We start from the raw sequence: 23,703 nt of genomic DNA, 5'->3' as shown, positions 1-23,703 counted from the left end.
GTTCTCTTCCTCAGGCTAAAACAAATGCCATATCTTATGCCTAGCTCTCGACCCTTGCCACCTTGGGCAACGAGAGGGAGGCGGCCAGCCCGCCCAGTTCGGCGCGGCCCATAATAAAGCTGCCGCGATAGGCTTCCGCCAGATCGGAGACGATGTTGAGACCGAGACCGGAACCCGGCACCTTCTCGTCGAGCCGCACCCCGCGCAGCACCGCCTTGGCGATCTGATCCTCGCTCATGCCGGGGCCGTCATCCTCGATACGCAGGGTGATCCAGCCCCCCAGCTCGGCGCTGGAGATACGCAGCTCGCTGGCGGACCATTTGAAGGCGTTCTCCAGCAAATTGCCCACCATCTCGTCGAAGTCCTGCTCCTCCACCCCGACCGCCAGATTGGCGGGCACTTGCAGATCCACCGTCTTGCCCGGATAGAGGCGGGAGAAGGCGCGGCAGATATACTCCACCCGCGCCCGCACCGGGGTCGACACCCCGAGGATCTTGGCGGCGCCGGTCACCCGCGCCTTACCGAGGTGATAGTCGATATGGCGCTGGATCTGGTCGAGCTGCTCGCCGATGGCGGCCTGATCCTCCGGCGGCAACTGGGCAACCTGATTGCGCATGATGCTGAGCGGCGTCTTGAGGGCGTGAGCCAGATTGCCGGTGTGGGCACGGGCACGCTGCAGCAGCTCGCCGTAGTGGTGCAGCAGCCGGTTGATATCCTCAACCAGCGGCTGGATCTCCAGCGGATAGCGCAGCCGGAATCCCTCCTGATGACCCTCGTGAACCCGCCCCAGTTCACGGCGCAGCAGATGCAGCGGCCGCAAACCATAGACGATCTGGAACATGAAGCCGAGCACCAGACCGGCGGCGGCAAAGCCGAGACCGAGGAACAGGCTGATGCGAGTTTTCTTCAGGGTCTGGATCAGGGTGCTGCTGTCCTTGGCCATCACCAGGGTAAAGACCCGATCCGAACCGGGCAACAGCACGGTGCGGGTCATGATCAGCAGCGGCTCCTTGTTGGGGCCCTTGCCAAAAAAGAGGTCAGGATCGCCAAAGGCAGACTTGAGGCCACGGCTCACCAGATGGGTGTCCCACAGGGATCGGGAGCGGCCCACCACATTTTCCCCCAGTTCCAGCTGCCAGTAGTAGCCGGAGTAAGGTTGGCTGAAACGGGGATCGGCCATCGGTTCGATCACCACAGGCAGACCACTCTTCTCCACCTCCAGCCGGGAGAGCAGATCGTAGAGTTGCAGGCGCAAGCCGTCAGCCTCTGCCTCCTGCCAGTAGTTGCGCATCATGGTCTGCAGGCTGAAGCCGGTGGCGAACAGGAACAGCCCGCACCACACCAGCGCAATGGCAAGCAGCCGCCCCCGCAGGGTTCGGACCAGCCTCATTCGTTGATCCGGTATCCGAGACCACGCACTGTCTCAATCAAGTCGGGATGGGTCTTCTTGCGGATCCGGCCGATGAACACCTCTACTGTGTTGGAGTCACGGTCGAAATCCTGAGCGTAGATGTGATCGATCAGCTCGCTGCGCGACACCACCTTGCCCCGATGCTGCATCAGGTAACCCAGCACCCGGAACTCGTGGGCGGTCAGCTTGATGGGGGTCCCTTCGTACCACACCTGGGAAGCCGCCATATCGAGCCGTACCCCGCCAATCTCCAGAACGGAGCTGGCGTTGCCTGCCGCCCGGCGCACCAGCGCATGCACCCGCGCCACCAGCTCGGCCACCTGGAACGGCTTGGTGAGGTAGTCATCGGCACCGGCATTGAGCCCCTCGATCTTCTCGTGCAGTTGGCCACGGGCGGTCAGTACCAGCACCGGGGTATCGATTCCCTTGCTGCGCCACTCCTTCAACACGCTCAGGCCATCGCGCCCAGGCAAGCCGAGGTCGAGAATGATGGCATCGTAAGGTTCGGTCTCTCCGAGAAAACCGGCCTCGTTGCCATCATGGCAGAGGTCGGTGACAAAGCCGGAGAGGCGCAGCTGTTCGGCCAGCTGGCCAGCCAGAATTTTTTCGTCTTCAACAATCAGAATTCGCATGAACAGGCTTCCACACAGGGGTTATTCATCATCCTCGACCGGGGGCTTTGGCGGCTCGAACAGCCGCTCCAGATGGTGGCCCTTGGCCCACACCAGCTCAAGGTTGTCGGCCCGATAGGCTACCTTGATCACGCTGTTTTCCCGATCGATGACGCGCAGTTCATAGAGCCAGATACCATCCTCTTCTCCCAGATCCACCCGCAACACCCGTACCGGCAACCTGGCCGCCACCTCCATCATTTCATGGAAGGGCCGAACCCGTCCCTCATGGACAGCTTGCTGCAGCTGGGCTTCATCAGGCGTGACCGCCTGTGCCAGCACCGGCAGCAATAACCCGAGCAGAGGGAGCGCTCTATTCATGGATGATTCATCTCCAAAAACCTAACATAATGGCGTTTATAGTCTGCCAGCCATGAATCCGGAATGAATATGATCCCGCGCAGTTTCCTGCTGATCCTCTGCCTGTTGAGTGCCACAAGCTGGGCGGCCCAGAGCCGTCTCGACATGGCCGGGCTGGTCAAACTGTTGCTGGCGCAAGGGTATCACGACATTCGGGAAGTGGAGCTGGAAGGGGACAAATTCGAGGTCAAAACCCTCAATCGCCAGGATCAGAAGGTGCATCTCATCGTCGATGCCTACACTGGCGAGATCAAACAACAAGAGGCCGATTAGGCCTCTTTTGCATTCCAGCGTCCCCGCCAGGGACGCAGCAGCTTCTCTCGCCTCGGCCAGAACAGGGCGCAGGCCAGCAGCAGGTAGATGAGGGGCTCCCCCCAACCGCTCTTGAGCGACCACCAGTAATGCACCGGCACCAGCAGGGCGATGGCATAGACCCAGTTGTGCAGCTTCTGCCATGCGGCACCCATGCGGCGCTGCAATGCGGGCAGAGAGGTGATGCTGAGGGCGGCCAGCAGCAACAGGGCCACCATCCCCACCACGATATAGCTGCGCTTAACCAGCTCGCCGCCAATCAGCCCCCAGTCAAACTGCAGATCCAGCCCCAGCCACGCCATGAAGTGGAGCAGCGCCCAGGCAAAACACCAGAGCCCGAGGGGGCGGCGCAGCTTGATAAGCTGCCCCTGCCGCCAGCGCTTGGCCAGCGGCGACACCAGCAGGGTGAGCAGCAGCAGGTTGAGCGCCCCCTTGCCGAGGTAGTGGATAAGCTCTGGCACCGGATCGCCCCCCAGCAGACCTGCCGGAATGGCAAACCACAGCCAGAGCAGGAAGCCGAGAGCGCCCAGATGCACCAGTGCCCGCAAGCCGTTGATATGGGCCGGTTTCAATCTCAGTACCATTGGCGCAGATCCATCCCCTGATAGAGCGAGGCGACTTCGTCACCATAGCCGTTGAACATCAGGGTCGGCTGACGCTTGGCGCCAAACACCCCGCCCTCGCCGACAAAGCGCTCGCTGGCCTGACTCCAGCGCGGATGATCCACCTGCGGATTGACGTTGGCGTAGAAGCCATATTCGTTGGGAGCCAGCAGATTCCAGGTGGTCGGCGGCATCTCCTCCACCAGCCGGATCGAGACGATGCTCTTGATGCTCTTGAAGCCGTACTTCCACGGCACTACCAAGCGGATCGGCGCGCCATTCTGGGCGGGCAGGGTCTTGCCGTAGAGCCCCATCGCAAGGAAAGAGAGAGGGTGCATCGCCTCGTCGATACGCAGCCCTTCGACGTAGGGATACTCGATGCCGCCCCCCAACCTGGAGGCCTGCCCCGGCAGCTGTTTCGGATCAAACAGGGTTTCGAAGGCAACAAACTTGGCGCGACTGGTGGGCTCGGCACGGCGGATAATCTCCGCCAGCGAGATGCCGTTCCAGGGCAGTACCATGGACCAGGCTTCGACACAGCGCAGTCGGTAGATCCGCTCCTCCAACTCGCTCTTGTTGATGAGGTCCCACACATCGAGGGTAAAGGGCTTGGCCACCTCCCCCTCCACCTTGAGGGTCCAGGGTTCGGGCTTGAGGTAATGTGCGTTGCGAGCCGGGTCGGACTTGTCGGTGCCGAGCTCATAGAAGTTGTTGTAACTGGTTGCCTTCTCTTCCGGTGTCAGCACCATATTGGCCGGGCGCTCGGCAGGCTTGCTGTTGAGCGGCCTGGTGGCTAACTGGGGAGCATCCTCTTTGCCGCGCAGCAGGTCGAGCACTCCGGCCTGAGTGGGAAACGCCAGGGTGGCCGCGCCCAGACCCAGCCCCTTGAGAATAAGGCGGCGGTCCTGATAAACAGCTTCCGGGGTGACATCCTGTTCGGTGAGGGGGTGGGCGGTACGACGCTTGATCAACATGAAAAACTCCCGGGGCTGAGTGAGGCACTACGGATAAGACCCGCCCCGGCAGATTTTTATTTCACACAAATTTACATCATGTGGTGCAGGGGCAGAGCCTTGGCCATGGTGCCGACCAGAAACAGGACTACGAACACCAGCAGGGGAACGATCACATTTGGCGCCATCAGACTCACTCCATGAGCAGGACAGGGCCTCTAACTATGGCCGACTGTCAGGCCGGTCACCAATGAATTTTTTTCGCGAGCGCAAGCGTATTCCTGAGTTGAAAAAGGTGATGGAGATCACACACAATTCCGCCCCCGCTTGCCGCCCCGATTGCCAGGGGTAGGCTGCCCGTTTTCGTGAAGCCAACTGAAGAGTCACGCCATGAGCCCACTGATCGCCATCGCTATCACCACAGGTATTCTCTCCGCCGTATGGGGCTGGCTGGCCGTCGCGCTAGGCCTGCTCTCCTGGGTCGGCTTCCTCGGTTGCACCAGCTATTTCGCGTCAAGCGGTGGTTACAAGGCGCTGCTGCAGACCATCTTCTGCAACGCCAGCGGCATGCTGTGGGCGCTGCTGCTGATCCATGGCGACAGTCTGTGGGGAGCGGGTGTTGCGGGTTATGTGATGACGGGGGTGGTCGCCACCCTGATGTGCGTGCAGGCCAAACAGCAGTGGCTCGGCTACATTCCCGGCACCTTTGCCGGTTGCTGTGCCACCTTCGGGGCGGCTGGCGAGTGGCGGCTGATCCTACCCTCCCTCATCATTGGCGCCTTGTTCGGTTACCTGATGAAGGCGAGCGGCCTCTGGCTCTCCCATAAAACCCAGAAAGCCGATGCCGCTCCGGCGGTAGTTGATCCCGCCTGATTTATCCCTTCGATTTGAAGTTTGCAGCTTCGATACCGTGCCGATTCAATAACTTGTAAAAATCGGTACGGTTTCTGCCCGCCATGTTGGCCGCCAGGGTCACGTTGCCCTCGGTGGTGCGCAGCAAACGGATCAGATACTCCTTCTCGAATTCGGCCCGCGCCTCGTTGAACGAGGGGATGCCGCCGCCACCACCGCTCAGGGCGGACTCCACCATGGAGACCCCGATCACCGGGCTGCAACAGAGGCTGGCGAGTTGCTCCACCAGATTGCAGAGCTGACGCACGTTACCGGGCCAGGCAGCGGCGGCCAGCATCGCCAGCGCCTCCGGCGAGAAGCCCATGGCGGCGCAGTCGCTGTGGCGGCAGCGATAATCATCCAGCGCCTGTCTGGCCAGCAGCGGAATGTCTTCACTGCGGGCACTGAGAGACGGCAAGGTGATATTGGCGACGTTGAGACGATAGAAGAGATCTTCCCGAAAGCGTCCCTCCTCCATCGCCTTGACCAGATCCTGATGGCTGGAGCTGAGCACACGCACCTCCGGCGTGCCCTGGCCATACTCCTCCATCACCTGCAGCAGCTTGGCCTGCAAGGATTCCGACAGGCTGCCAATTTCGTCGAGAAACAGGGTCGCCCCCTTGGCCTGCTCGAACAGACCGGATTGGCCATCTTCACCAAACAGCTGCAAGTCGAGTGACGCCCACGGAATGGCGGCGCAGTTGATGGTATGGAGCGGCTTGTCGCGGCGCTGGCTGGCCTGGTGCAGCGCCTGCGCCATCGCCCCCTTGCCGGAGCCTGACGGCCCCATGATCAGTACCGGCACCTCCATGGTGGCGATGCTGTGAGCCTGGATCAGTAACTGTTCCAACTGGGGATTGCGGGTCAGGATCAGTGACTGCCACTCCTGCTGCTGTTTCGGCCGGGTCAGGCTGAGAGCATGCTCTATGGTGGCCAGCAGCTCATCCTTGTCAATGGGCTTGGTCAAAAAGCTGAAGACGCCGGAGCGGGTGGCCTGAATAGCGTCCGGTATGGTGCCGTGGGCAGTCATGATGATGACCGGCAGCCCCAACCACTGGGCCTGGATCCGCTCGAATAGAGCAAGGCCATCCATCCCCCCCATCCGCAAATCGCTCAACACCAGATCGGCCCGCTGCTGGCGCAGCCGATCAAGGGCTCCCTCCGCACTGTCGGCGGTATCCACCTCATAACCCTGACTGCGCAGCCGCATGCTCATCAGTTTGAGCAGGCTGACGTCGTCATCCACCAACAGGATCCGGCTCATGGTATAGCCTCACGATTCTCGTTCAGCTTGCGCTGGTTGAGCTGGTCATCGATGGCAGTCAGCTGCTCGATCTGACGACGCAGCCGCTGGATCTCCTGACTCTGATCATCACGCCGGCTGTCGCGAGCCAGCAACTGCTCTCCGAGAGCGATCCAGCTGCGCAAAAAAGCCTGTGCATCAAGACCCAGCTCGGGCAGCATCTGCTTCAGGCGCACCAGCCCGGCAGTACGATTGGCCACCGATTCGGCCGGGTGGGAATCCACCATCGCCAGACTGACCCGGCTCTCAAGATCTCCCGCCCCTTTCAGGCGTTGACGCTCCTGCACACGCTGCTGGGGATGGCTGGCCAGCAACCAGTCGGAGTATTGCAGACGTACCTGCATCTCCTTGTTGGCAAACTCCATCCGCTTGGCAAAAGCGATATCGGAGGAGTTCTGCTGCTCGTGCTGTGGCAGCAGGCCGCAACCCGCGAGCAACCCCATCATCAGGGCTGGAAATACGCGCTGTATCTTCATAGTTCTCTTTTCAACGTCAACCTGAAGCAGACATCTGCCTGTTCATCTCTTACCAGAACCAACTCACCTCCGAGGCTATGGGCAGACTCACGGGCGATAGAGAGACCCATACCAGAGCCTTTCAATACACCTTGCCGCACTGTACTGCCCTGTTCGAAGGGTTCAAAAATACGTTGCTGATCGGCAGCGGGGATCTCTGGCCCCTCGTTGGCTACCTCCAGCCAGCTTGTCTGTTCATCCTGCCCTGCCCTGATCCAGATATTGCCCCCGCTGGCGCCGTAACTGACTGCGTTGGAGAAGAGGTTATCGAGGATCAGTCTCAACCGGTAGGGCTCCGCCCACAGGGTAACCGGCCCGGTCGGCAAGTGTACACGGATCTGCTTGGACTCCAATGCCAACCGGTACTCGATGGTGAGTTCTGACAGCATGGGCAGCAGGGGGACGGGCTCCAGTTCGAAGACCTCCTGCTGACTGAGCCGGTTGAAGTCGAGCAGCCGCTCGATCAGGGTCTGCAAACGCCGACTGCTCTCGTCCAGCATCTGGCAGATCTCCAGCTGATCCGGCGTCAACGGCCCGACCAGCTGCTCGCAGAGCAGATCCGACCCCTCCCGCAGCACCGCTAGCGGGGTCTTGAGCTCGTGGGAAACATGACGCAGAAACTGGTACTTTTGCTGCTCCAGCTCCTTGAGCTTGTCGTAAAGCCAGAGGATCCGCTCCCCCAGCAACACCAGCTCGGCGGGGCCATCTACCGGCCTTGGATCCGGCTCGACCCCCGCCCCTAGGCTCAAGATGCGCGACTCAATCTGTCGTACCGGGTGGATGATCAGGTAGGTGAAGATAAAGACCATCAGCAGGCTGAGCGCCGCTACAGCGCCGCTCACCCACCAGAGCTCCCTGGTCAGTCCGGCGATGGTGAGTCGCACCCGCTCCATGTGTTCGTCAACCCGGCTGCGGGTGACCATCTCAAGCTGCTTGTTGGCATCGTTAAACAGCTCTAGCTTGTCCCCCGCCACCGCAGCCTGGGCCAGCGCGGCATCCTGCAAGCTGTCGAGCCAGGCCAGCCCCTGATCGAGCCCCCTGTAGAGCTGACCGTCGGAGATAGAGCTGCGATGTTCTGCCAGCAACACCCGGTACCCGTCGAGTTGCTGCTGATAGCTGGTGAGGCTGCGGCGATCCCCCAGCACCGCGAAGCGGCGCAAGGTGCGTTCGATATCGATGGCCTGCGCCGTCAGCAGGGTGGCGCGGCGGGTATCCTTGACCGCCCGCTCCATCTCGTCGCTGGTGAGTTGGCTGAGGTGGGCAAGGGAGGTGCTGTTGTGCCAGATCATGCCGCCCAGCGGCATCAATACCAGCACGAATCCCATCAATACCACCTGCAGCAGGGAGCGTGGGCGAACCTTGGTCATCATCTCTTCTCTTGCGTTCTCACCGGTGCGCCAGCATAGCTGCACCGCCCAGAAAAACAAAACCGGCCAACAGGCCGGTTTGGATTATCTGGATTGTGGTGATTCACGCCAACGCGACAGAGGCCAGACAGATAATCATGATCAGCGCCAGCGCACCCGAAGCGGTCAACAGCGCCCATTTCAGCTCCACACTCATGCAAACCTCCTTTCTGCCAATCAGTGCCGGATCACAATAGATAAGACAATGTTAAGCCATAGTTAATCCGATAACCGTGAGCTGCGTATACATTTCAGATGAGCCCAACCCCGGGAAGGTGAGCATGTTCTATCTGTGTAGCATTGGATCCAATATTGACCCGCACATCCATGTCAGCCGCGCGCTGGCCGAGCTGTTTGTGAACGTCGGCCCCCTGCGGCTGAGTTCGGTGATCCGCACCAAGCCGGTGGGAATGCACTCCTGCCACGACTTTCTCAACTGCCTGCTGGTGGTGGAGAGCCCGCTCGATGCCGCCCGCCTCAAGCAGCACTTTGTCGCCCTTGAGGTAGCTCACGGCCGGGATCGCAGCGATCCACTCTGCAAGGTGCACGATCGGCCGCTCGACATCGATATTCTGGCCAGCAACAGGAGCGGTGACTTTGCCTCGGCAGAGGTCGATTCCTATCTGGCGGAGCTGCTGGCCGAGCTCTATGGCCATGGCGAGGTGCATGAGCCCAAGGTGGCGCTGCAAGTGACGCTCCCCGCCCCGTCGGGCAAACTCAAACCCGGCAAAGGCTTGCTGACTCGGCAGGTCGGGCTGGGGCCGCTGGTGCTCGGCAACCTATCAGAGGGTGGCCAGCGCCCGCCCGCCATCTACCTTGATGCTGGCCCCCGTCATATAACTGTTCCCCATCAGTAACTGCACCGCCTGCCAGATGGGCTCAAGTCCACCCTCCCGCGCCAGCGGTGTTTTCGCCAACACCTGCTGGCGCCATGCCTCGTCATGCTCGTCGAGAAACAGGATCGGCCCCGGCTCTATAGTGTTGACCCGCACCGCAGGCGCCAGCTCGCGGGCAAAGCTCATGGCCAGCGAATGGGCTCCCGCCTTGGTCGCCACATAGCTGGCAAAACGGGGGGCCGGGGCATGGATATAGATATCGGTGATGTGAATGATGCTGGCGTTGGGGTTGCTGGCAAGCTGGGGGGCCAACGCCCGGTTTAGCTGGAAGGGGGCCGCCATGTGTACCCGGTAGAACTGCTCGAATTGGGCCAGTTGCGCCGCCGGATCAGTTGCCTGCGGCTCGAAGGCCGAGGCGTTGTGGATCACCAGCGCCAGATCCTGATGGGCAGCCAGCACATCGATCAGCTTGCCAACGTCATCTTCCCGGCCAAAATCCGCCAGCACCAGTTCGACCCCCAGTGCTGCCAGCGTGGCTAGCTCCGGCCGCTCGCTGCGATAGCTGCCCGTCACCTGCCAACCCGCTGCCACCAGCTGTTCACAGAGATAAAATCCGAGTCGACGGCCGCAGCCCGTAACCAATGCACGCATACGATCTCCTTTCCCTTTCATGGTCTTGCATGAACGAAGCCCGCCTGCCAGCGGATCACCGCCGATGGCCGGTGCCTATCAATCTCTGCGGCACAAGCCATTGGTCGCGGGCCACCCACCCGCGTCATAGTGGCGGCATCCCCCTCTTGCGGAGTCACCACCATGCTGAAAGTACACCACCACATGGGTCGCCTGACCCACTCCCTCACTGCCGGACTCGGCCTGGCCGAGGCGCTGGATCGCCTGCATCAATCGGGTCTTGGCGGCCTGCCGGTGCTGGATGAGCAAAAACGGCTTATCGGCTTTCTTTCCGAACAAGACTGCATTCCCAGCCTGCTCACCGGCAGCTACCACTGCGATACCCGCACCAGGGTGGAGGATCTGATGAACCGCTCGCCCCTCTCGGTCGGGCCGGATGAGAGCATTCTGGATCTGGCTCGCCAGATGGCCGATGCCAAGCCCAAGATCTACCCGGTGCTGCAACAGGGCAAGGTGATCGGCATCATCAGCCGCCGTCAGGTGATGCAGGCCCTCAACCAGCAGATGAAGGTGTGCCAGCAGACCTAGATCTGGTAACGCCCCTTGTCACCGATATCGAAGTGCAGGGGCATCCGCCACTTGGCCAGCGCCAGCAAGGTCAACAGGGCCCCGCATACCAGCGCCACCAGTGCGGCGGCCCACTCCACCCGCAACCACTCCAGCAGCCATAACGCCGGCAGCAAAATGGGCACCAGTTTGATGCCGGGAATCGAGAAGCAAAACTGCTCCTTGAACGCCAGCCCGGAGAGGGTCGCCAAGGCCGCTCCCAGCACCAGCGCATCCGGCGCTCCTACCGCAGCCAGGGCCAGCGCGCCCCAACCAAATCCCTGCAGAATCAGGCGAATCCGCTTGTCGTAGATATGCAGCGAGAAGCCGCAGATTGCGCTTGCCACTGCCAGAGACATCAACCATTGTGCCGACGGAAGCAGTGCCATCCCGCTCAGCAGCGCCGCACCGCGGCAAAGCAGCAACAGGGCAGCCGCACTCAAGCCAAGGCGGTAGAGCGAGACGGTCAACTTGTCGATCCCGTCCAGCGGGCTCTCGATTTCAGGATTTGCCATAAACAGTCGCTTCTAACGGATCAGGTGCCATCCAATATACTGGAATCAGGTCTTGGAATATCTTCAAACGGGCTCAGGAGACGTAGTTTGCGTGTGATCCCCCTGTTTTGGTTGCTGTTTCCACTCGGATTGCCCGCCAAGGAGCTGGTGATCTGCGGCACCATGGAGCCCCCGCTCAAGTATATCGATGCCGATCAGAAACCCCATGGGCTCGATATCGATATAGTCACCGCCATATTCGACAAGCTGGAGACGCCCTTTCGGGTCGAGCTGGCCGACTCCGGCGCCCGCCTCACCCGTAATGCCGAAACCGGCGCCTGCGATCTAGTGATGACCCACTCCTACAAGGCAGAGCGGGAGAGTTATCTCATCTATCCCCAACAGGCCCATCTACGCCACAGCTGGCACTTCTTCGTGCGCAAGGCGGACCTGCTGAAGATCCGTTACGAAACGCTGGCCGATCTCAAACCCTGGCGCATCGGCGTGACCAAGGATTTCTCCTATACCCCTGAACTGGCAGCGGCCATGACCGACCCGGCCTATCAGTTTCAGGAGATCACCATGAACCAGCTGCAACTGCGCAAACTGCTGGCAGGACGCATCGATACCGTGCCCATGCCACTGGTCACCGCCTTCACCCAGATCAAAGAGGAGGGGCTGACGGGCAAGGTCGATTACCTGCCCAAACCGCTCAAGAGCAGCCCCTACTTCAACACCTGGGCCCGCGCACGAGCGGATGCACAGACCCCCGCCCTGATGGCGGCCTACGATGCCGAACTGCTGCGCATGAAGCGCAACGGCAGCCTCAAGGCCCTCTACGACAAGTACGCCATCCCCTATATCGAACCCTGATCAGCCGGTCAGGGCTTCACGTCCCGCAGGATCGGATTCTGCAGCGAAATCAGGGTTTCAGTGGACTGGATCTCGTCGATGGTCTGGATCTTGTTGATCAGCACTATCTGCAGCTCGTCGATGGAGCGGGTCATCACCTTCATGAAGATGCTGTAGTGGCCCGTGGTGTAGTAGGCTTCCACCACTTCGTCCAGCGCTTGCAGCTTGGCCAGTGCCGAGGGGTAATCCTTGGCACTCTTCAGATTGATCCCGATAAAGCAGCAGACGTCGTAACCCAGCTTCTTGGGGTTAACCTGCACCCGTGTCCCCTCGATGATCCCCGCCTGTTTCATCTTCTCCACCCGCACATGGATGGTGCCCGGGCTGACCGCCAGTTGTTTCGCAAGTTCGGCGTAAGGGATCCGCGCATTCTCCATCAGAGCGGTGAGGATGGCCTGATCGAGATTATCGATCCGATAATTTTCCGGCATTTTTTTGCACTCCCGTTGACGATACCTCATTAAAAAACGGCTTATTTTGAATAAAAAAATACACAAAGCCTATTTCTATTATCGAATATTGAATTTAGTTGGCATTCCGTTGAAGAATCACCACATCCAACGGGGTTTGAAACAGGAATTCAGCATGAAACAGCACTACATTCGCAGCCAACAGCAGATCAGCTTCGTCAAAGAGATGTTCTCCCGCCAACTCGCCCAACAACTGGGTCTGATGGAGGTGCAAGCCCCCATTCTGAGCCGGGTCGGTGATGGCACTCAGGACAACCTCTCTGGCCATGAGAATGCAGTGCAGGTCAAAGTAAAAACTCTGCCGGATCACAGCTACGAAGTGGTCCATTCACTGGCCAAATGGAAGCGCCAGACCCTGGGTCGCTTCGGCTTCGGTCCGGGCGAAGGGATCTACACCCACATGAAGGCACTGCGTCCGGATGAAGACAAGCTCACCCCCATCCACTCCGTCTACGTGGATCAGTGGGACTGGGAGAAGGTGATGCCGAGCGAGCGCCGCGATCTGGCCTATCTGCAGGAAACCGTGCGCGGCATCTGGGCCGCCATCAAGGCCACCGAGCGCGCAGTCTGCGCCGAGCATGAGCTGACCCCCTTCCTGCCAGCCGAGATCCAGTTCCTGCACAGCGAAGAGCTGCTGGCCCGTTACCCGGACCTCGATGCCAAGGGGCGCGAGCGCGCCATCGCCAAAGAGCTGGGGGCCGTGTTCCTGATCGGCATCGGCGGTGCCCTCTCCCACGGTGAGCGTCACGATGTGCGTGCCCCGGACTATGACGACTGGAGCAGCCACAGCGAGCTGGGTCTGGCAGGCCTGAACGGTGACATTCTGGTGTGGAACCCGGTGCTGCAAGACAGCTTCGAGATCTCCTCCATGGGGATCCGGGTCGACGCCGAAGCACTGCGCCGCCAGCTGGCCATCACCGGCGACGAGGATCGCCTGCAGTACGACTGGCATCAGGACCTGCTGGCCGCACGGATGCCGCAGACCATCGGCGGCGGCATCGGCCAATCCCGTCTGGCCATGCTGCTGCTGCAAAAAGAGCACATCGGCCAAGTTCAGGTCGGCGTCTGGCCGGCCGAGATGAAAGCCGCCGTGCAAGGCATGCTGTAACGAATGAAAGCCATGCCGGCGTCATCGCCGCCGGCATGGCAACAGGCAGGTGGCCGTCGGGGTTGAGCGAGCGCATCCCCGGCAGGCTGTAAGAGGCGAGGCCAGCAGTGGCCGCGCTTCGCAATCGGGGGCTTGCCCCTGCGACCCGCTCAACCCACGTCAGGTCGCTTCACTACATTCCTCCCGGCAATCTTCGGATTGCCGTTTTTTTAGGCCGAAAAACTGTGATCGAACCCGGCCCCGATCTGGCGCTGGCGCGGCAACCTCGCCTTTCTGCTGCCGGTGCAGTGGCAGGCAAACAACTGATCCACCGCCTCTTCCTGCAGATAGGTGCCGAGCGCCACCACCCGCTGTGGGCTGGAAAACTTCAGGTGCAGGCCGCCGATGACGGCGTGGATCCGCTCGTCGCCACACACCTCCTTGGCCCGCGCGATGATGTTCTCGACCCCGGCGTGACCGCAGCCGATAAAGACGATGAGCCCCTGCTCGCTCTTGTAGGCCAGCGCCGAGTCGTCACTGATAAGATCCTTCTCCACCCGCCCACCCCGCACTATGTAGCCGAGCAGCGAAGGCGCAGCCCGGTCGCGCCGCACAATGCTGCCGAGGAACACCAGATGATCCGAGAGCCACACCGGCTCGGCCGAGCAGTGGGGAAGCAAGCCCTTGGCCGGCAGCGACTCCCGAGCCAGCTCCCCCGACAGGCGATAGAGGTTGCGCCGCCAGAAGGGCAGCGACAGGAAGTAGCCCCGCTCGCAAAACACATCCGGACAGGCGATGAGCGGGATGGGTCTTGGATAGGCAGGCAGCGAGCCGACCCCGCCCACGTGGTCGTAATGACCGTGGGAGAGCACCACATGGGTGAGCGAGGCGAGATCGATCCCCATCACGGCGGCGTTGTGGCGCAGCACCCGGCCACGGCCGCTGTCAAACAGCACCCTGAGGCCGTCACACTCCAGCAGCAACGCCAACCCTCGCTCGGGCAGACAGCCAGGCAGATGAACGTCATCATCCACCAGCACGGAAAACTTCAGCATCTCGCTCCCCCTGAAAACAAAACGCAGGCACGAGGCCTGCGTTTTTCATCGACAATCCCATTACTGGGTCATGGTGAGGCCGTTGCTGTCGGCCCCCAGCACCAGTTTTTTGCCCGGCACGATGCGGCCGGAGAGCAGCGCCTGCGCCAGCGGGTTCTCCACCTTCTGCTGGATCGCCCGCTTGAGGGGACGCGCCCCGTAGACGGGGTCGAACCCGGCATGCACCAGCTTCTCGAGCAGCGCTTCGCTCACCTCCACCTCGTAACCCTGAGCCTCGAGACGGCCCATCAGGCTCTTGAGCTGGATGCGGGCAATGGACTTGATGTGATCCTCGCCGAGGGGATGGAACACCACCGTCTCGTCGATCCGGTTGATAAACTCCGGCCGGAAACTGCGGGTCAGCACATCCATCAGCATGGCCTTCATCTCGTCGTAATCCTTCTCGGAGTGGTGCTCCTGAATGAGATCCGACCCGAGGTTGGAGGTCATGATCACCACCGAGTTGCGGAAATCGACGGTCCGACCCTGACCATCGGTCAGGCGGCCATCATCGAGCACCTGCAACAGGATGTTGAACACATCCGGGTGCGCCTTCTCCACTTCGTCCAGCAGGATCACCGAGTAGGGGCGACGGCGTACCGCCTCGGTCAGATAACCGCCCTCTTCGTAACCCACATATCCGGGAGGCGCCCCCACCAGACGGGCCACGCTGTGTTTCTCCATGAATTCGGACATGTCGATCCGCACCATGGCATCCTGGGTATCGAACAGGAACTCCGCCAGCGCCTTGCACAGCTCGGTCTTGCCCACCCCGGTGGGCCCCAGGAACAGGAAGGAGCCTATGGGGCGATTCGGATCGGAGAGACCAGCACGGGAGCGACGAATGGCGTTGGAGACCGCATCGACCGCCTCTTCCTGACCAATTACCCGGCTGTGCAGCTGATCTTCCATCCGCAGCAGCTTGTCGCGCTCCCCTTCCAGCATGCGGGCGACCGGAATACCGGTCCAGCGGGCCAGGACGTCTGCGATCTCCACATCGGTGACCCGGTTGCGCAGCAGGCTGGTCTCCTGCATCTCGGCCTGAGTGGCGAGATCCAGCTGTTTCTCCAGCTCCGGAATGCGGCCATATTGCAGCTCGGACATCCGACCCAAGTCGCCTGCCCGGCGCGCCACATCGAGATCCTGACGGGCCTGCTCCAGCGCAGCCTTGATATGCTGGGTGCCGGCAAGGGCGGCCTTCTCGGCCTTCCATACCTCGTCCAGCTCGTTGTATTCCCGATCCTTCTCGCCAATCTCCTGATTGATCAGCTCCAGACGCTTGCGGCTGGCGTCATCGTCCTCCTTCATCAGCGCCTGCTGCTCCAGCTTGAGCTGGATGATGCGTCGCTCGAGGCGATCGAGCGCCTCCGGCTTGGAGTCGATCTGCAACCGGATGCTGGCTGCCGCCTCGTCGATGAGATCGATGGCTTTGTCCGGCAGCTGGCGATCTGCAATGTAACGGTGCGACAGCTGGGCCGCAGCCACGATGGCGGGGTCGGTGATCTGCACATGGTGGTGCAGCTCGTAACGCTCCTTCAGACCGCGCAGGATGGCGATGGTATCTTCGACTGTCGGCTCTTCCACCAGCACCTTCTGGAAGCGACGCTCCAGCGCGGCATCTTTTTCGATGTACTGACGGTACTCATCCAGGGTGGTGGCGCCGACGCAGTGCAGGTCGCCACGGGCCAGCGCAGGTTTGAGCATGTTGCCCGCGTCCATTGCCCCTTCGCCCTTGCCGGCGCCGACCATGGTGTGCAGCTCGTCGATAAAGAGGATGACGTTGCCCTCCTCCTTGGCGAGATCGGTCAGCACGGCCTTGAGCCGCTCTTCAAACTCACCGCGATACTTGGCCCCCGCCACTAGCGCCCCCATGTCCAGCGACAGCACCCGCTTGTTCTTGAGCCCTTCCGGCACTTCGCCGTTGATGATGCGCTGGGCCAACCCCTCGACGATGGCGGTTTTACCGACACCGGGAGCACCGATCAACACAGGGTTGTTCTTGGTGCGGCGTTGCAGCACCTGAATGGTACGGCGGATCTCATCATCACGGCCGATCACCGGGTCGAGCTTGCCGAGTTCGGCCCGCTCGGTCAGATCGATAGTGTACTTCTCCAGCGCCTGACGGTTCTCCTCGGCGTTGGCATCTTCCACCTTCTTGCCGCCACGCACCTTGTCGATGGCCGCTTCGAGTTTTTCCTTGGTCAGCCCCTGAGCGCGCAACAGCTCGCCCAGCGTTCCCTTGTCGTCGAGGGCAGCCAGCACGAACAGTTCGGAGGAGATGAACTGATCCTTGCGCTGCTGGGCCAGTTTGTCGCAGACGTTGAGCAGGCGGCCGAGGCCGTTGGAGAGCTGCACGTCCCCTTCCACGCCGCTGACGCGCGGCAGGCGATCCAGCTCCTCACCGAGACGGGAGCGCAGGGCGTTGATATCCATCCCGGTCAGGGTGAGCAACGGACGGATGGAGCCGCCATCCTGATTGACCAACGCGGTCATCAGGTGAACGGGTTCGATGAATTGGTGGTCACGACCCAGCGCAAGAGACTGGGCATCGGAAATAGCAATCTGGAATTTGCTGGTAAGGCGATCGAGGCGCATTGCACTCCCCCTTCAAACAGGCAGACGCCGCTTGCGCGGCAAACAACATAACTTTCTGAGATGAAAGATGAGGCCCGTACGGGCTATTTCAAGGGCATGGGCTGGTTATTTTTTCTGCAAAGCGGGGAGAGGGCAGGATCCCCGCCTCTCTCATACGGATCTGTTCTTGAGAGAGACGGGGTATTAGTTGGCGGGTGATTGCTTAGCGGGCCAACCAGATGAGGGAGGCCATACGGCCGGTCTGGCCGTCGCGACGATAAGAGTAGAACTGCTCGCTATCGCTGAAGGTGCAGTATTCGCCGCCATAGACGGCGGTAACGCCAGCACGGGCGAGGCGCAACCGCGCCAGCTGGTAGATATCCGCCAACCATTTGCCATCGTTGGACGAAGGGACGAACGCCGCTTCTGCTTCAGCCTGCTCAGCCATAAAGGCTTCGCGCACCTCGCCACCCACTTCAAACGCTGTGGGGCCGATGGCTGGGCCAAGCCAGGCCAGGATCTCACCCGGCTCGCAACCCATGGCAGCGATACTCGCCTCCAGCACGCCCTCTTTCAGTCCACGCCAGCCCGCGTGGGCGGCAGCCACTACGGTACCGGCCCGATCGCAGAACAACACCGGCAGACAGTCAGCAGTCATCACGATGCAGGCCTGCTCCGCCTCATGGGCGCAGGCAGCATCAGCATCCGGCGCCTGCTGATAATGGCTGCTGACCTGATGAACCACGGTGCCGTGCACCTGATTAAGCCAGTTGAGGGGCCCCGGGATGGCAGCCGCCTGCTGCAGCCGGGCCCGATTGGCCTCGACTCGCACCGGTTCGTCACCCACGTGGGCCCCCAGATTGAGGCCGGTAAAGACCCCTTCACTTACTCCGCCATCCCGGGTGGTCGAAAGGGCACGGACGCACGCTGGTGCCGGCCAGTCGGGTTCAAGCCATTTCATTGCTCACTCCTTCACGCTCTATCGTTCAAATGGAAACGGGGCGCTTGGCTGCAACCAGTCAAGACGCCCCGTTTCAAGGTTCTGTGTGTTACGCGCTGTATCGGCGGGTTACGGCAGAAGTTGTCGCAATACCGCCAGATTCATCACCCTTTCCAGACCAGCTCGTCCAGGTTGGCGAGGGCTATTCAGGAGTGCAGTGCCTCAATCAAGCACTATTTCCAGACCAATTCATCCGGATTGGCGAGGGTGTCGGCACGCAGCACCTCCATCAGCGCCACCATGTCTTGCGGCGTGGGGGAGTGCCACTGCATCACTTCACCCGTGATGGGATGAGCCAGCTGCAGCATGGTGGCGTGCAGCGCCTGACGATGGAAGTTGCGCAGCGCCTCGGTCAGCTCGGGGGTCGCGTTGCGCAGCGGGCGCAGACGGCCACCGTAGGCGGGATCCCCCACCAGCGGGTGTTTGATGTGCGCCATGTGGACACGGATCTGGTGGGTACGGCCGGTTTCCAGACGCAGACGCAGACGGGTGTGGCCACGGAACTTCTCGTGCACCCGGTAGTGGGTCACAGAGGGGCGGCCATTGGGCACCACGGCCATATGGGTACGCTGGGTCGGGTGACGGCCTATGGGCGCATCAACCGTACCACCTGCGGTCATGTGACCGATGGCGATCGCTTCGTACTCACGGGTGATCTGGCGCGCCTGCAACGCTTCCACCAGATGGGTCTGGGCGGGTACGGTTTTGGCAACCACCATCAAACCTGTGGTGTCTTTATCCAGACGATGCACGATACCGGCGCGGGGTACCTCGGCAATGCCGGGGTAGCGGTGCAGCAGGGCGTTGAGGATGGTGCCATCCGGCGTGCCTGCGCCCGGGTGAACCACCAGACCGGCTGGTTTGTCGATCACCAGAATGTGTTCATCTTCATAAACGATGTTGAGCTCGATATCCTGGGCATCCCAGCGAGTATCATCTTCCAGCTCGACATTCACATGCACCTGCTGCCCGGCCAAAATCTTCTCGCGCGGGGTGTTGGCAACCTGACCGTCCAGGGTCACTCTGTCCTGTAAAATCCACTCCTTGATGCGGGTGCGGGAGTAGTCTGGAAACAATTCGGCCAGGGCCTGGTCGAGTCGCTGCCCGAATTGGTGATCCTGGAATTCGCCTGTCAGTTCAATATGCTGGCTCATGTATGGTCTCTTGAGCGGGGGGTATCAATTCGAAATAATCCGGGTATTCTAGCTTTTCTTTTAGCCAAGCATAACGGATACTTTGCCAATTTCGTGGAAATGGACCGGATGTTGTTGATGGGAAAGAAGTCTCACCTGCTGATGTCGCTCGCCTTGGTCGCTACCTTGATCACAGGCTGTTCCAGCACCAAACCCAAGGTACCCGACGAACCGCCGGAGACCCTGTACCAGAAAGCACGCCTCAAACTGGACGTTGGCAATTACGTGCAAGCCACTGAATTACTTGAGGCTTTGGACTCTCGCTACCCGTTCGGCGCCTACTCTAACCAGGTACAGCTTGACCTCATCTATGCCTACTACAAGCAGGATGATACCGCTCAGGCGATCGCCAATATCGACCGTTTTATCCGCCTCAATCCGGCGCATAAAAACATCGATTACGTATTCTATATGCGCGGCCTGACCAACATGGCGGCGGATTACAACTTCTTCCAGAGCCTGTTCGGTATCGGTCGGGACGACAAAGACCCGGCTTATGCCCGTCAGGCATTCCAGGATTTCAAGACCCTGCTGCAAAACTACCCCAACAGCGTCTATGCCGCCGATGCCCGCGCTCGCATGATTGGCCTGAAGAATCGTCTGGCCCGATATGACCTGAGCGTGGCCGAGTATTACGTGAAGCGTGATGCACTGGTCGCGGCCGCCAACCGGGCCAAGCTGATTGTCGAGACCTACCCCGACACAGCCGAAACCGAGAAGGCACTGGAGATCATGGTCGAGTCTTACGACGCCCTGAAGATGCCGCAGCTGGCCAAGCATGCCCGCGAAGTGCTGGCCAAGAACTACCCGGAGAACCGCCTCGGCCGTGGCTGAGTGATACGGATAAACCGGTAATAAAAAAACCGATGCCAAGGCATCGGTTTTTTTATCTTTGCAATCCACCAATCCGGCTGGGTGAAGTTCCTGCAACCCATAGCGGTCGCGGCCCCTCACACCCCATCTATCCCATTCATTAGCCACCTGCGAGATGGCCGCATCGTGAAGTTCGCTTATCACCAAGGGTTGCAAACCCGCTGTCAGCCCGACGCCAGGCCGGGAAGAGCGGAACCGTCACCACACGGCCATATTGCCTCATACAGTGCCCCTGAATGGGAATAGATGGCTTAATGGCACTGTAATCCTGTCACCAGAGTCAGTAGTTGCCCCTTGTCCGAGCGCAGAGCGGTCTGGGCCAGCAACTGATAGGGAATCCCCTCCAGCAGCTTGACCCTCTCCCCGGCCGTACCATTGACCAACACGGCATCAAACCGGGCATCACGACAGGCAACCACATCCCTCACTTTCTCCCTGTCCAGATTCATTACCTGCATCTGCTCATAGGCAGAGAGCAGACCAAGCTCCGTTTCCCCCAATTGCCAGCCGGCGATGCGATCCCGCTTCTCGAGCGGTATTCCCTCAAGCAACCGGGCCATCTTTCCCGATACTCCCTTGGCGGCATCGATCAAGGGGTAAACCAGTGTAAAGGTGAGCAGAAACATGATGGCCACCGAGCTGGCAACATGAGTAGCGCCATGCACCTCCTTGCGCCGCAACAACAGCGCCAGCGCAATCACGAAGAGCATACTGGCGGGGATATAACGCCACCCCAGCTTGCTGGCGACCTGTAGCACGTCTGCCGGAACATGACTGGCCACCGGTAGTGAAGGGCCCAGCAGAGGTAGCCCTATGACCACGACACAGAACAGCAGCATGAAACAGAGCCATCCCCGACCATAGCGAGCCGTCCATCCCGGCCAGTTCAGGCTGACCTGACCCAGCATGATGGCAAATACCGGCAACAACGGAAAAAGATAGAGGGTGCGCTTGGTGGATGAGAGGGTTAACAGCAAAAGGGTGCCCACTGCCCAGCACAACAGAAATAACCTCTCACGACTCCAGCGTCGCTGTTTGATGGTTTGCCAACCCCAATAGAAAATGAATGGCAACCAGGGGATGGTATATTCAGCCATCCCCCATAAATAATAAAGATATGCCCCTTTCTTGATATGGCCGAGTTCGGTCGAGGTGCCTGTCAGGCGGCCTACCTGATTCTGCCAGAACCACTCATTCCATAAAGCATCGCCATCGACATGATTAATTAATTCACGAATCCACGCTGCCACTGGCAATATAAAACAGAGCAGCATCAGCAGATGCTGCCAGATAAATCCTGGCAGTTTTTTGTCGATGGCGGCACATCTTGCAGCGAAGAAGAATAGCGGGAACCAGCCAAAAAAAACTGTCAGTGGCCCAATAGGACCTTTTGCCATAAAACAGCCCGCCAACCCTATTCCGGCCAGTATCGCCATCCACCGACGGCTTACAAGGTAATATTCTGAAAATGCCCAAAGGGTAAATATGACAAAGAAGGCAAGCGCACTGTCCGTTCTAATCCAGTGCGTGTTGATGATAAATCCTTCCATGGTGCCCAGTGCGATCACCGACCAGATCGCGGCCGATCTATTGCCAAGCAGGCGATAGGCCAGCAGGCCGGTAAAGAGCAGCATACCCGCCGCCCAGACCACGCCCGCCAACCGCAGGCTATTGGTCACCCCCAGCCAGGATTCAAACCCATCAAGAAACGGCAGAGCGGCCATATAGAAGAGCGGCGGCTTCTCGATAAAGCTGTGCCCGCCAAGGGTCGGTACCACCCAATCGCCATTGCGGTACATCTCGAGTGCAATGGCTGCCTCACGCGGCTCGTCAGGGGTCCAGAGCTGATGGTCAAACTGGCCAAACAGCAGCACCAGCGTAACCAGCAGCAACATCCAGCAGAGCGTGCGCTCCGAAATATCAGCACTCTGCATGGCTCATACCTTCTGTAATGGTCTCCCCACGCCCGATGGCATAGTAGGAAAAGCCCAGCCCCTTCATCTTGAGCGGATCGTAGAGATTGCGACCATCGACGATGAGGGGGTGCGCCAGCATCTTCCTGATCTGGGCAAAATCGGGCGCCTTGAACTCGTTCCACTCGGTACAGATGACCAACGCATCCGCCCCCGCCAGCGCTGCCTCCCTGGTCCCCATCAGCGACAGCTCGGGCTGGCAACCATAGATACGCTGTGCCTCCTTCATCGCCACCGGATCGAAGGCCTGCACCCGGGCCCCCTCCTGCCAGAGCGCCTCCATCAACACCCGGCTCGGCGCTTCGCGCATGTCATCCGTATTGGGCTTGAAGGCGAGTCCCCAGATGGCGATGGTCTTGCCCGCCAGCGACTCGCCTCGCTCGTGAAAGTGGCAGGCCAGGGTGTCGAAGAGCTTGAACTTCTGCCGCTCGTTGACCCGCTCCACCGCACGAATAAGCGGCGTGTCGTAGTCGAGGGCCGCTGCAGTCGCCAGAAATGCCCTCACATCCTTGGGGAAACAGGATCCGCCATAACCACAACCGGGATAGATAAACTGGTAGCCGATGCGCTGGTCGGCACCAATCCCCTGCCGCACCAGCTCGATATCGGCACCGACCCGCTCGGCCAGCCCGGCCATCTCGTTGATAAAGCTGATCTTGGTGGCCAGCATGCAGTTGGCGGCGTACTTGGTCAGCTCGGCACTGCGAACATCCATAAACAGAATGCGGTCGTGATTGCGATTAAATGGCTCATACAACTCGCGCATCACGGCTCTGGAACGCTCCTTGCCGGTGCCGATAACAATGCGATCCGGGCGCTGGCAATCCCTGACGGCCGCCCCCTCTTTCAGAAATTCCGGATTGGAGACCACATCGAATTCAAACTGCTTGCCAAGTTCGGCCTGCTGCTCCCTGACCCAGTAAAACACCTTGTCTGCCGTACCAACCGGCACGGTGGATTTGTTGACGATGATCACCTCATCTGCGCGATGCTGGGCAATCGATCTCGCCACCGCCCTGACGGCGCTCAGATCGGCCGAACCATCCTCATCAGGGGGCGTACCGACGGCGATAAATTGCACGTCACCATGGGTAACCGCCATGGGAATATCCGTGGTGAATGTCAGCGAGCCATTTTGCAATGTCTGGTGTAATAACACATCCAGTCCCGGCTCATATATTGGTAATTCGCCATGGGATAATCTATTTATTTTATCTGCATCGAGATCGATACAAACAACCTGGTGCCCTACATCTGCCAATACAATTGCCTGTACCAGTCCGACATAGCCACTGCCAAACACTGTGATATTCATAACGATTTTTCCATAATGCGTAATGATGGAAACTTTACATCCTTTACTCAATTGCACTACGGGCAATTTGTAACAAGCAATGTCAATTCTGAATGACACCCAACCTGTTGAGCAATAGCAGATGATTTAGGTGGCGACAGTCAAAAAAGTGGCTAAACACCAACCTAAAATAAAGCCAAGCGATTTTTTGTTACGAGATATTTCCATATTAAGCCACGCCAT

The 23,703-nt window shown here is 60.0% G+C and carries 25 protein-coding genes; 7 read left to right on the top strand and 18 right to left on the bottom strand.

Translation table 11 applies throughout. The features are described from left to right. Window positions 1-40 precede the first annotated feature (40 nt). Genes G5193_RS15900 through G5193_RS15890 form a run of 3 tightly spaced genes read right to left on the bottom strand, consistent with a single transcriptional unit; the run spans window position 41 to window position 2,403 of the window. Window positions 41-1,390 carry a sensor histidine kinase gene (locus tag G5193_RS15900; protein ID WP_216952239.1) on the bottom strand — a complete coding sequence of 450 codons (1,350 nt, stop codon included), beginning with the start codon at window positions 1,388-1,390 and terminating at the stop codon, window positions 41-43. Then, a complete protein-coding gene (locus tag G5193_RS15895) occupies window positions 1,387-2,043 on the bottom strand; it encodes a response regulator transcription factor (RefSeq protein WP_005341873.1) in 657 nt (218 codons plus the stop codon). The genes G5193_RS15900 and G5193_RS15895 overlap by 4 nt, the downstream gene beginning before the upstream one ends. Before the next feature lie 21 nt (window positions 2,044-2,064). Beyond that, window positions 2,065-2,403, bottom strand: coding sequence for a PepSY domain-containing protein (locus tag G5193_RS15890; protein WP_042063810.1), 339 nt, complete (start codon window positions 2,401-2,403; stop codon window positions 2,065-2,067). Window positions 2,404-2,466: 63 nt separating this feature from the next. Between G5193_RS15890 and G5193_RS15885 the strand changes: the two genes are divergently transcribed. Then, entirely contained in the window at window positions 2,467-2,715 is a 249-nt protein-coding gene (locus tag G5193_RS15885; RefSeq protein ID WP_013724184.1) for a PepSY domain-containing protein, read from the top strand. Here G5193_RS15885 and msrQ read toward each other — a convergent pair. After that, window positions 2,712-3,338 (bottom strand): protein-methionine-sulfoxide reductase heme-binding subunit MsrQ, encoded by a 627-nt coding sequence (msrQ, locus tag G5193_RS15880; protein WP_421206372.1) that lies wholly within the window; start codon window positions 3,336-3,338, stop codon window positions 2,712-2,714. The genes G5193_RS15885 and msrQ overlap by 4 nt on opposite strands. Beyond that, entirely contained in the window at window positions 3,329-4,330 is a 1,002-nt protein-coding gene (gene msrP / locus G5193_RS15875; protein ID WP_421206370.1) for a protein-methionine-sulfoxide reductase catalytic subunit MsrP, read from the bottom strand. Before msrP ends, msrQ begins: the two co-directional genes overlap by 10 nt. Before the next feature lie 369 nt (window positions 4,331-4,699). Here msrP and G5193_RS15870 point away from each other — a divergent pair, with 369 nt between their 5' ends. After that, window positions 4,700-5,182: a DUF1097 domain-containing protein gene (locus G5193_RS15870; RefSeq protein WP_421206368.1), complete on the top strand. Its 483-nt coding sequence runs from the start codon at window positions 4,700-4,702 to the stop codon at window positions 5,180-5,182. A gap of 1 nt (window position 5,183) precedes the next feature. Here G5193_RS15870 and G5193_RS15865 read toward each other — a convergent pair whose 3' ends face one another. From G5193_RS15865 to G5193_RS15850, 4 genes are all read right to left on the bottom strand, one after another. Continuing rightward, window positions 5,184-6,464: a sigma 54-interacting transcriptional regulator gene (locus G5193_RS15865; protein ID WP_421206366.1), complete on the bottom strand. Its 1,281-nt coding sequence runs from the start codon at window positions 6,462-6,464 to the stop codon at window positions 5,184-5,186. Further along, a complete protein-coding gene (locus G5193_RS15860; RefSeq protein ID WP_337073300.1) occupies window positions 6,461-6,979 on the bottom strand; it encodes a hypothetical protein in 519 nt (172 codons plus the stop codon). Before G5193_RS15860 ends, G5193_RS15865 begins: the two co-directional genes overlap by 4 nt. Further along, window positions 6,976-8,385 carry a sensor histidine kinase gene (locus G5193_RS15855; RefSeq protein ID WP_421206386.1) on the bottom strand — a complete coding sequence of 470 codons (1,410 nt, stop codon included), beginning with the start codon at window positions 8,383-8,385 and terminating at the stop codon, window positions 6,976-6,978. The genes G5193_RS15860 and G5193_RS15855 overlap by 4 nt, the downstream gene beginning before the upstream one ends. Window positions 8,386-8,488: 103 nt before the next feature. Beyond that, window positions 8,489-8,581 carry a YnhF family membrane protein gene (locus G5193_RS15850; protein ID WP_216952243.1) on the bottom strand — a complete coding sequence of 31 codons (93 nt, stop codon included), beginning with the start codon at window positions 8,579-8,581 and terminating at the stop codon, window positions 8,489-8,491. A 124-nt stretch (window positions 8,582-8,705) separates the two neighbouring features. On the opposite strand from G5193_RS15850, the gene G5193_RS15845 reads away from it, so the two are divergent. Further along, window positions 8,706-9,281, top strand: a complete 576-nt coding sequence (locus G5193_RS15845; protein WP_216979931.1) for a 2-amino-4-hydroxy-6-hydroxymethyldihydropteridine diphosphokinase — start codon at window positions 8,706-8,708, stop codon at window positions 9,279-9,281. On the opposite strand, the gene G5193_RS15840 is transcribed toward G5193_RS15845, so the two are convergent. Next, window positions 9,207-9,911 (bottom strand): SDR family oxidoreductase, encoded by a 705-nt coding sequence (locus G5193_RS15840; RefSeq protein ID WP_216979930.1) that lies wholly within the window; start codon window positions 9,909-9,911, stop codon window positions 9,207-9,209. The genes G5193_RS15845 and G5193_RS15840 overlap by 75 nt on opposite strands. A gap of 162 nt (window positions 9,912-10,073) precedes the next feature. Between G5193_RS15840 and G5193_RS15835 the strand changes: the two genes are divergently transcribed. Next, window positions 10,074-10,478, top strand: a complete 405-nt coding sequence (locus tag G5193_RS15835; protein WP_005356342.1) for a CBS domain-containing protein — start codon at window positions 10,074-10,076, stop codon at window positions 10,476-10,478. Here G5193_RS15835 and G5193_RS15830 read toward each other — a convergent pair. After that, window positions 10,475-11,011, bottom strand: a complete 537-nt coding sequence (locus G5193_RS15830) for a DUF2301 domain-containing membrane protein (protein WP_213388076.1) — start codon at window positions 11,009-11,011, stop codon at window positions 10,475-10,477. The two genes, G5193_RS15835 and G5193_RS15830, sit on opposite strands and share 4 nt — an antisense overlap. An 87-nt stretch (window positions 11,012-11,098) precedes the next feature. Here G5193_RS15830 and G5193_RS15825 point away from each other — a divergent pair, with 87 nt between their 5' ends. Further along, window positions 11,099-11,863, top strand: coding sequence for a substrate-binding periplasmic protein (locus G5193_RS15825; protein ID WP_421206364.1), 765 nt, complete (start codon window positions 11,099-11,101; stop codon window positions 11,861-11,863). Between the two features lie 8 nt (window positions 11,864-11,871). Here G5193_RS15825 and asnC read toward each other — a convergent pair whose 3' ends face one another. After that, window positions 11,872-12,333 (bottom strand): transcriptional regulator AsnC, encoded by a 462-nt coding sequence (gene asnC / locus G5193_RS15820; RefSeq protein WP_005339783.1) that lies wholly within the window; start codon window positions 12,331-12,333, stop codon window positions 11,872-11,874. 154 nt (window positions 12,334-12,487) lie between these two features. Here asnC and asnA point away from each other — a divergent pair, with 154 nt between their 5' ends. Continuing rightward, window positions 12,488-13,480 carry an aspartate--ammonia ligase gene (asnA, locus tag G5193_RS15815; protein WP_005339781.1) on the top strand — a complete coding sequence of 331 codons (993 nt, stop codon included), beginning with the start codon at window positions 12,488-12,490 and terminating at the stop codon, window positions 13,478-13,480. A 209-nt stretch (window positions 13,481-13,689) separates the two neighbouring features. On the opposite strand, the gene G5193_RS15810 is transcribed toward asnA, so the two are convergent. From G5193_RS15810 to rluD, 4 genes are all read right to left on the bottom strand, one after another. Next, entirely contained in the window at window positions 13,690-14,514 is an 825-nt protein-coding gene (locus tag G5193_RS15810; protein ID WP_421206361.1) for an MBL fold metallo-hydrolase, read from the bottom strand. A gap of 60 nt (window positions 14,515-14,574) precedes the next feature. Then, on the bottom strand, window positions 14,575-17,148 hold the full coding sequence (gene clpB, locus G5193_RS15805) for an ATP-dependent chaperone ClpB (protein WP_421206359.1): 2,574 nt from the start codon (window positions 17,146-17,148) through the stop codon (window positions 14,575-14,577). Between the two features lie 202 nt (window positions 17,149-17,350). Continuing rightward, window positions 17,351-18,088 (bottom strand): peptidoglycan editing factor PgeF, encoded by a 738-nt coding sequence (gene pgeF, locus G5193_RS15800; RefSeq protein ID WP_421206357.1) that lies wholly within the window; start codon window positions 18,086-18,088, stop codon window positions 17,351-17,353. 212 nt (window positions 18,089-18,300) lie between these two features. Further along, complete coding sequence (rluD, locus tag G5193_RS15795) at window positions 18,301-19,281, bottom strand: 23S rRNA pseudouridine(1911/1915/1917) synthase RluD (RefSeq protein WP_227341786.1); 981 nt, start codon at window positions 19,279-19,281, stop codon at window positions 18,301-18,303. A 117-nt stretch (window positions 19,282-19,398) separates the two neighbouring features. Between rluD and G5193_RS15790 the strand changes: the two genes are divergently transcribed. Beyond that, on the top strand, window positions 19,399-20,154 hold the full coding sequence (locus tag G5193_RS15790) for an outer membrane protein assembly factor BamD (protein ID WP_005339769.1): 756 nt from the start codon (window positions 19,399-19,401) through the stop codon (window positions 20,152-20,154). A gap of 290 nt (window positions 20,155-20,444) precedes the next feature. On the opposite strand, the gene G5193_RS15785 is transcribed toward G5193_RS15790, so the two are convergent. Continuing rightward, a complete protein-coding gene (locus G5193_RS15785) occupies window positions 20,445-22,127 on the bottom strand; it encodes an ArnT family glycosyltransferase (RefSeq protein ID WP_323913234.1) in 1,683 nt (560 codons plus the stop codon). Then, window positions 22,114-23,481 (bottom strand): UDP-glucose dehydrogenase family protein, encoded by a 1,368-nt coding sequence (locus G5193_RS15780; RefSeq protein WP_216952253.1) that lies wholly within the window; start codon window positions 23,479-23,481, stop codon window positions 22,114-22,116. Before G5193_RS15780 ends, G5193_RS15785 begins: the two co-directional genes overlap by 14 nt. Window positions 23,482-23,703 lie beyond the last annotated feature (222 nt).

The organism is Aeromonas sp. 601027 (assembly GCF_049174455.1).
Taxonomy (GTDB): domain Bacteria; phylum Pseudomonadota; class Gammaproteobacteria; order Enterobacterales; family Aeromonadaceae; genus Aeromonas; species Aeromonas veronii_A.
Note: the sequence above shows the minus strand (reverse complement) of the source record. Positions and strands in the feature narration are given on the sequence as shown.